This window comes from Vreelandella venusta (assembly GCF_007989605.1).
Classification (GTDB): Bacteria; Pseudomonadota; Gammaproteobacteria; order Pseudomonadales; family Halomonadaceae; genus Vreelandella; species Vreelandella venusta.
In genome coordinates this window covers 1-9,370 of the sequence record NZ_BJUL01000041.1, presented here as the reverse complement: position 1 = coordinate 9,370, position 9,370 = coordinate 1, and the positions used below count along the sequence as shown (strand labels likewise).

Sequence of the window (9,370 nt, the reverse complement as noted above, 5' to 3'; positions counted from 1 at the left end):
GACACAATGATGAACAAGGCGGCCCTTGGGGCCGCCAGTATTGCCGCCGTTCTCGTGTTGACGGGCTGTGCTAGCCCGTCTAACAGCGACCGTGCAGAGCTGGGTGAAGTGGATGATGGCTTTCCGGCGCTAGCGGACAACTGGTATGACGGGGGGCAGTTTGTCGATCCGGATAGCGTGCTGCGCATTGCAGAAGGGCAAAGCAAAGACCAAGTACGGCAGCTAATCGGCAATCCCCATTACGCTGAAGGGTTCTTTGGCGTTCGAGAGTGGAACTACGTGTTCAACCTGTACACGGGCAATGGCAATGGCAATGAGTACATCACCTGCCAATACCAAGTGCACTATGGCGATGACATGACATTAGAAAGCACCCGTTGGCGAAATGCCCAGTGTCCGGCGTTACTGATACCCATCGAAGTAGAAGAGATCGCCGCTGAACCGCGCGAAGAGAAATTAACCTTATCAGGCGATGTATTATTTGATTTTGATAGCGATACGCTAACGTTAGAGGGGCAGCGCGCTTTAGAACGAGTGTCAGAGATAGCAAGCGACGCCTACTCATCACCCAATATACTCGTTGTTGGCTACACGGATCGATTTGGTAAGGAGCAGTATAATCTTAACTTATCTCAGGCGCGTGCGGAGGCGGTTGGCAGTTATCTAGTATCGCAAGGCATAGAGCGGCGTAACTTAATGCTGCTAGGAAGAGGAGAGGCTGATCCTATCGTTGATTGCCCAGGCCAAGTGGCCACGAGAAGCGTGAAGGAGTGCTTGAAACCTAATCGCAGAGTGGAAATGACACTGAAATAAGTACACTAGCCAGTTAATAAAAACTTGGCCCTGATACCCACGATGCTCATGCTAGTTAAGGCATGGGCATCGTGGGTTTTTAATTGGGATTGAGAAAGTGTTTAAAAATGTTTCTTAGTGCTCTAAAACAGGTGCCTTCTTCTGAGTCTCATGGAGTAAGTGCTTTTTTATAGGAAGGTGTGTGAACAATTGTAACTGAAGTAACCTTCTCTAGATAAGCTTAGTTAACGATTGATGAATGTTAACCTGGTGACGAATATTTCTCCATCATGACAAATTCGAATGGATAGTTATTTTTTTGACGCTGCTGGCATGAGCTGCTAGGTGGTGGTGTGTGTGTTTTTCTTTTCTTTTAATGAGTTATAGGCTTCTCTTTGGATATTTTTAAGTAAGTTTTAAGAGTGTTTATGAATAATTTTTATAGTGAGGTTAATTGTTAAAAAATAACAACTATTAAAATCGGTGAATTAATATCTGCGCTACGCTTATTTGTTCGCTTGTCTGAATATTAACAATATTAAACCCATGTTGAGCTAACGCTTATCTAAGTATCAAAATGTATCCACTAAAGACACCTTGAACAAAGTTGCTTACTTCTGAGCTTTTAAGCAGCGGTTGGCGGTTATATAAATTGGTCGTTTGTCTGCAACTGCGTTGCGAATGCTCCGGTTGTTTAGTGGCATTCAGCAGTTGTTGAGCCGGGAAAGTGTTGAGCTGGAGTAGGGGTTACTTCTAAGCATCAACATTGCGCCGAGATGACCAGGGTAAAGGTAATTGAGCGAGGCGATTGCACCTCCTCACCGAATAATTAGTGGAGTTCTAAATAATGAATAACGTGTTTCGACTAATTTGGAACCGGACCCTTGGTCGGCTAGTCGTGGCCTCGGAAGCAGCACGTAGTCGTAATAAAGCGAGCACTAGTCATCAAATTGGCCAGGTGGTCGAACCACTCATGGTGCCGTCGCCAATTAAGGTTTTTCTGCGCCCCATTACATTAGGCGTAGTCTTAGCCTGCGCAGCAACCCTCTCGCCGCTGGGCATCTCGGAGGCTCAAGCAAGAAAATTTGCTTCAGATGGTGGTAGCTGTACGTCTGGAGCGGCTGGCTCATCGGTTGGCAGGATAGCGACCCCAAATACCAGCGCAGACCCCATAGATGGAAGTGGCACTTACTCGCTTGTTGCTGGTTGCGATGCCAGTGGTAATAACCAGTTGGCAGCTACTGTCTATGGCGCTTTTAGTCAAGTGACGGGAAGAGGTGGGGCCGCCCTCGGCTTTAATACGAGAGCAGCTCAATGGGCGACAGCTGTTGGTGTTGAATCGCGCGCAACAGGTAACTCAGCCATTGCACTGGGATTTGGTGGTCAAGCTACCGAACTTAACGCTATTGCGATTGGTAGCGCTGGCGGAAATGGTACGACGCCGCTGTCGATAGCGAACTCCACTACCGCTTCCGGTCAGCACTCTATTGCTATTGGGTCGAATAACGTACGCGGCGCGCGTGCTACACAGACTAATACTATTGCTATTGGTGGAGAGGCGGCTGCTACTGGGTTTGATGGTGTAGCCATGGGGCGGCAAGCATTGGCACAAGTATCCAGTACCGCTATAGGGGTCGGTGCCAGGGCGTTGAATGATGATCCATTGAATCCGGGCAATCCATTTGGCTATGGTTCGACAGCAGTTGGCCAGGAAACCTATGCTGCCGGTTTTCAAAGCACTGCCCTGGGATCCCGTGCCCGAGCGATGGGTGCCCAGACTCTGGCGATCGGTAACGATACCAGTGCCTTAGGAGATGGCAGTATAGCTCTAGGGGGGGATGATCTTCACTCGTATGCAGGCGGTGTCTTTCAAACAAGCGAGTTTACAGATTACATCAATACGAAGGGATGGGTGTATCAGGAGGCTGATGATAGCGCTGACCCACTGGGTGGTGGTACTGCAACAGGCTATTTGAAAACACAAAGTAGAGGCCTCGGTTCAACCGCGGTGGGTACGTCGTCCATTGCTTATAAAACCGGCTCAACGGTGCTTGGGACAGCATCTCTAGCTGAAGGCGAGTTCTCCACTGCTATTGGGACCATGAACCATGCTGAAGGTGATGGCTCTATAGCAATTGGTAAAGATTCACACTCGCAAGGCGAGGGCTCATTTGCTGCAGGCCGTAGCACACTGGCAGAGGGCAATCGCTCAGTGGCGGTGGGTGATGGGGCGGTTGCTGAAGCGATTATTATGAGTGCTCAGGCGCTGGAGGGTTCCAGTAATCCAAATGGTTACAGCGTGGATGATGGGCTGCCTACAACCGCTGTTGGTGCAGGTGCCCAGGCACTAAGTGGTACGGCAATCGGGCACGATGCCGTCGCTGGAAAAGACATCGGCCCCACTGTTAATACAGGAACAGCTGTCGGTGCGGGGGCGCAGGCAACCGGCAATGTCTCCATTGCCATTTCTCCGGCCGCTTACGCGCCAGCTATCGCTGACGGCCTTGGCGCTATCGCGATGGGGTATGATGCCCGTGCGAACGATCCACAGGCGCTCGCTCTTGGTGTTAGAGCTGAGGCAGGTGAAGATAGCGTGGCTGTTGGTTATGGCACACAAGCCAGTGGGCTACGTTCTCTGGCTGTTGGCAGGCGCACAGCAGCGTCTGCTGAAGACACTATCGCTTTTGGTACGGATGCCGAGGCCTCTGCAGCCAACGCCATTGCTATTGGTAAGGATAGCTTAGCATCAGGTGTTGATACGGGGGCTATCGGTCGTGGTGCCGTGGCAACGGGGTCGTGGGCGGTGGGTACTGGTGCGAATGCTAGTAACGGCGGCCAAGCCTTTGGTGAGTTTAGCACGGCAAGTGGTATTGATTCATCAGCATATGGCAGGTTTGCGACCGCTACTGGGGAAAACGCCAGTGCCTTAGGTACCAGCGCTACCGCCGGAGCAGGTCGGTCAACCGCTGTCGGTTTCCAAGCGAATGCCACTGGTGATGAATCGGCCGCTTTTGGTGCTAACGCAGTTGCTGATGGTGCCAACTCGATTGCGCTGGGTTCCAATGCCCGAACAAACCCGGGGACAGGAGATACACATAGTATAGCGATTGGTGATTCTGCCACTGCCTATGGTCACAGTATTGCTTTGGGGGTGCAGGCCACGGCAGATCAAACGACCAATGACATTGATGGCTCTAGTATAGCAATCGGTGCAAAATCCAATGTGGCTGGTGGTGCTTATGCGGGTGCAGCGATAGGGATTCAGGCGGAAGTAACGGGGGGCGTAGACGCTTTAGCAATGGGATCCCGTGCTTCATCCGCCGCGAACCAGGCAGTGGCTATTGGAGCGGATTCGAGCGCTGTCGCGATTGGCGGTGTTGCGCTAGGCTCAGGTGCTATAGCAGATACTGCTGCGGGGATAGCAGGCTATGTGCCTTTTGGTGCAACATCTACAGACTCTGCAAATATTGCAGGTACGGTTGCTCAGCGTGCCGCCGTAAATGTTGGTAGCCGTCAGATCACCAGTGTAGCCGCGGGTACCGAGCTGGATGATGCCGTTAACGTGAGCCAGTTGATTGCCGCTCAATCCAAGGTGGAAGCAGGTACTAACGTTGCCGATGTTGCTGTTGCAGAGAACGCTAACGGTGGGACAATCTATACCGTCAATGCTGAAGGCGCCACTGTTAGCGAGGGTTCTACAGCGATCAGCGTTACATCGTCAGGCCCCGACGCCAATAATGTCACCGACTATGCAGTGGATCTAAGCCAGGATACTAAGGACGACATCGCTAATGCCAACAAAGGCTGGGATCTGACGGCTAATGGTGAAGCGACTGGCGAAAATATCGCCCCCGGTGAAACCGCCGACTTCAGCGAAGGCAAGAACATCGCTATCACCCGCACGGGTAACAGCATTGAAGTGGCCACCGCTGAAGATGTTGACTTTTCCAATGTCAACATCACCAACCAGTTGGATGTTGCAGGCGATACCAACATCGGTGGCAACACCACGGTTAAGGGCGATACCTTTCTAGGTGATAACTTCAAAGTCGTTAACAACGAAGCGTTCTACGACGGCCCTATTACGGATGGCGACCACATCACCAATAAGACCTACGTGGATGGTGAAGTGGACGGATTGGCGAACACCCCAATTACCTTCGCTGGCGATACCGGTACAACGGATCGTAAGCTGGGTGACGCGCTAAACATTGTTACCAGCAACGCCAACCTCAGCACGGAAGTGACCGACAACGAGACCCTCGTTATCGCCATGAGCGATGACCTGAACGTCAACAGCGTCACTACCAACACATTAGGTGTGGCTAACAATGCCACCATCGGCGGCACGCTTAACGTGACTGGCCAAACCACCCTCACGGGCGGCCTGGACATGGCGGGCAATACTATTACCAACGTTGCTCCTGGTGTTGACGGCACTGACGCCGTGAATGTTGACCAGCTAACCGACGTTAGTGATGTGGCCAACAAAGGCTGGGATCTGACGGCCAACGGTGAAGCCACGGGTGAGAACATTGCGCCTGGTGAAACCGCCGACTTCAGCGAAGGCAAGAACATCGCTATCACTCGCACGGATAACAGCATTGAAGTAGCCACGGCAGATGATGTCGACTTCTCGAATGTGAACGTGACCAACCAGCTGGATGTGGCAGGCGATACCAATATCGGCGGCAATACGACGATTAACGGCGACACCACAGTAAAGGGCGATACCTTCCTGGGAGACAACTTCTCGGTCGTCAACAACGAAGCCTTCTACGACGGTGCGATCACTGAAAACACCCACATCGTCAACAAAGAGTATGTGGACGGTGGCATTGGTGACCTGGCTAACACCCCGATTACTTTCGCTGGTGATGCTGGCACAACGGATCGTAAGCTAGGTGACGAGCTGAATATCGTGACCAGTAATGCCAATCTCAGCACCGAAGTGACTGACGACGAGACGCTTGTTATTGCGATGAGCGATGACCTGGACGTCAACAGCGTCACCACCAACTCACTAGACGTAACCAACAACGCCACCATCGGCGGCACACTAAACGTGACTGGCCAAACCACCCTCACGGGCGGCTTGGATATGGCAGGCAACACTATTACTAATGTTGCCCCAGGTGTTAACGGCACAGATGCGGTGAATGTTGACCAGCTAACCGACGTTAGTAACGTGGCCAACAAAGGCTGGGATCTGACGGCGAACGGTGAAGCCACTGGCGAAAATATCGCCCCCGGTGAAACCGCCGATTTCAGCGAAGGCAAGAACATCGCGATTACCCGCACAAGTAACAGCATTGAAGTTGCAACTGCGAATGATGTCGAGTTCACGAATGTGGAGGTGACCAACCAGCTGGATGTGGCAGGCGATACCAATATCGGCGGCAACACGACGATTAACGGCGACACCACAGTGAAGGGCGATACCTTCCTTGGTGACAACTTCTCAGTCGTCAACAACGAAGCGTTCTACGACGGCCCTATTAATAACGATAACTCCGTTGTTAATAAACAATATGTCGACGGCATCGAAACGCATTACTACAGCGTTAATGACGACGGTACTATTCAGGGTAACTATGATAACGATGGTGCGACTGGGCTAAATGCTCTGGCGGCTGGCACCAACGCGTTAGCTCAAGGTGCGTCCTCTGTTGCGGTGGGGGATGGTGCGGAAGCATCTGCTCTTCGCGATGTAGTCGTGGGACAAGGCGCTGGTGCGAATGCCGGCACTGGTGGTCGGGATAATATCGCCATCGGCGGTTTGGCGGGGCAGAATCGTGGCGACAATGGCAGTTTCAATGTCGCTACCGGTTTCATGTCTGGCCAGAACGTTACCGGCAACGCCAATATCGCGTATGGCCGTACGTCAGGCCAGAATGTAACGGGCTCCGAGAACCTTGCTTTCGGTACTGCCGCTGGTCGTAATGTCACAGGCTCAGACAACGTCGGAATTGGCCAGAATGCCGGGGAGGGCGTAAATGGGATCAATAACCTCGGCATTGGCCAACAGGCAGGCCGGACGGTGGCTGGCAGCCAGAATATTGGCGTAGGGGGGCTGGCCGGTGCGGGAGTCACTGGTTTCAATAACGTTGGCGTTGGGGTATATGCAGGAGGTAGTACTAATGGTGATTTCAATGCTGCTGTAGGCGAGAGAGCAGGCCGAGTTGTGACGGGCAGTCATAACGCTGCTTTGGGACACTACGCGGGTAACCGGTTAATCGGTAGCGATAACGTAGCCATTGGCCATCATGCAGGCACCCTAGTCCATGTTGATCCCGCGCTTAGGGTTGAAGCGGATCGTACAGTATCTATTGGTAACAAGGCGTTGGCCTCAACTGATGATGCCGTTGCGATTGGCACAAGCGCGCAGGCTTCGGGCGAACGCAGCATTGCCATTGGCAACGATGCGATTGCGACCGGCTCTGTTGCTATGGGGGCATCTTCGCGCGCAGGCAATGACGGCGCGGCCTTTGGTGATGGTGCCGTTGCCACGTATAACGGTGGTGTTAATGATCCGGCGATTGTGGCAGGCGCTGCGCTAGGGGAAAACGCGAGTGCTGATGTGTCTGGTGCCACCGCGTTAGGTACAGACGCTACGGTGACTCATGAAGGCAGCGTAGCGCTGGGGCAAGACTCTATCGCTGACGGCAGTACGCTGGGCACAGCGGCTTACCAGCCACTGGATGTTAATGGTAACCCGGCTACCGTTGCAGCACCCACCGCAGATAGCGAAGTCTCAGTTGGTAGCGCAGGTAATGAGCGCCGCATCACCAATGTGGCTGCCGGTGCAGAAGATACCGATGCGGTCAACGTCAGCCAGCTGAAAGCGGTCAATGATGTTGCCAGTGCAGGCTGGAACGTCCAGACCAATGGTGATGCAGCGACGAATGTGGCACCTAACGCCACAGTCCAGTTCATTGATGGTAAAAATATCGATATTACCCGCATTGGAACGGACATTACGGTTGCCACGGCAGATGATGTTGACTTCACCAATGTCAATGTCACCAATCAGCTGGATGTGGCGGGTGATACCAATATCGGCGGCAACACGACGATTAACGGCGACACCACAGTGAAGGGCGATACCTATCTGGGTGATAACTTATCAGTCGTCAATAATGAAGCAATCTACGATGGCCCTATTAATAACGATAACTCCGTTGTTAATAAGCAGTACGTGGATGGTAAAGAAACACACTTCTACAGCGTCAACGGTGCGCCGGTTGATGGTAACTACAATAATGATGGTGCCACTGGGACGGCTGCTCTTGCAGCGGGCGTTGGTACGCTTGCTGCCGGAAATGGTGCCACAGCGGTTGGGTATAATGCCTCTGCCGCAGGGCAAGGAGGTAGTGTCGCAGTCGGGCAAGGTGCATCGGCACCGGGCGTCTCGGCCGTCGCGGTCGGCTCTGGAGCAGGTGCTGGCATGGACCCTGCGAGCCAGGCTATCGTAGCCGTTGGCGCGAATGCGGCGCAGAATGCCAATGCACCCTATAGTGTCGTTGTCGGCAGCTCCGCGGGCCTTAGCGCTCAGGGGCAGGACAATGTCCTGATCGGGCGCCAGTCGGCCTCCAATCTGGTAGGCATCCAGAATGTCGCAATGGGTTCGTTTGCGTTCCGTGAAAGCGAGGGCAATAACAATACTGCGGTCGGTTATGCCTCCGGGTTTGAAACCATCGGTGATTTCAACTCCTCCTACGGTGTTGCTGCAGGCCGCACTGTAACTGGTAATAGCAATACCGCTATCGGCCAGGGGGCGGGTCGCAACGTTACAGGTGACTACAATGTTTCGTTGGGCTTTGTAGCTGGCAATGGCGTGACGGCCGATCGGGCCGTTTCGGTGGGCTATCAGTCAATGGCCAGCGCGTCCGACGCGATTGCCTTGGGCACTTACGCCACAGCGAGTGGCGAGCGTAGCATTGCGGTTGGTTACGACGCCATAGCGTCCGGCTCGGTGGCCATGGGCGCCTCTTCGCGCGCAGGCAATGGCGGGGCGGCCTTTGGTGATGGTGCCATTGCAACGTATAACGGTAGTATTAATGATCCGGCAATTGTGGCAGGCGCAGCGCTAGGGGAAAACGCGAGTGCTGATTTGTCAGGTGCAACTGCATTGGGCACAGATGCTACGGTGACTAATGAAGGCAGCGTAGCGCTGGGGCAAGGCTCCATCGCTGATGGCAGCACGCTGGGCACAGCGGCTTACCAACCGCTGGATGTTAACGGCAACCCAGCTACCGTTGCAGCACCCACCGCAAATAGCGAAGTCTCAGTTGGTAGCGCAGGTAATGAGCGCCGCATCATTAATGTGGCTGCAGGTGCAGAAGATACAGACGCGGTCAACGTCAGTCAGTTGAAGGCAGTGAATGATGTTGCCAGCGCTGGCTGGAACGTCCAGACCAACGGTGATACAGCTACGAATGTGGCACCTAACGCTACTGTTCAGTTCCTTGATGGCAAGAACATCGATATCACGCGTAACGGCACTGATATCACCGTCGCCACGGCAGACGATGTTGACTTCACTAATGTGAATATCACCGAAAACCTCACGGTGGCG

The 9,370-nt window shown here is 53.4% G+C and carries 2 protein-coding genes; both read left to right on the top strand.

Annotation, left to right across the window (positions count from 1 at the left end):
• A partial coding sequence (locus tag HVE01_RS19450) for an OmpA family protein (protein WP_146945453.1) occupies window positions 1–813 on the top strand: 813 nt, incomplete at its 5' end.
• Between the two features lie 826 nt (window positions 814–1,639).
• Window positions 1,640–9,370, top strand: a 7,731-nt coding sequence (locus HVE01_RS19445) for an ESPR-type extended signal peptide-containing protein (RefSeq protein WP_146945452.1), incomplete at its 3' end; no start/stop codon positions are given.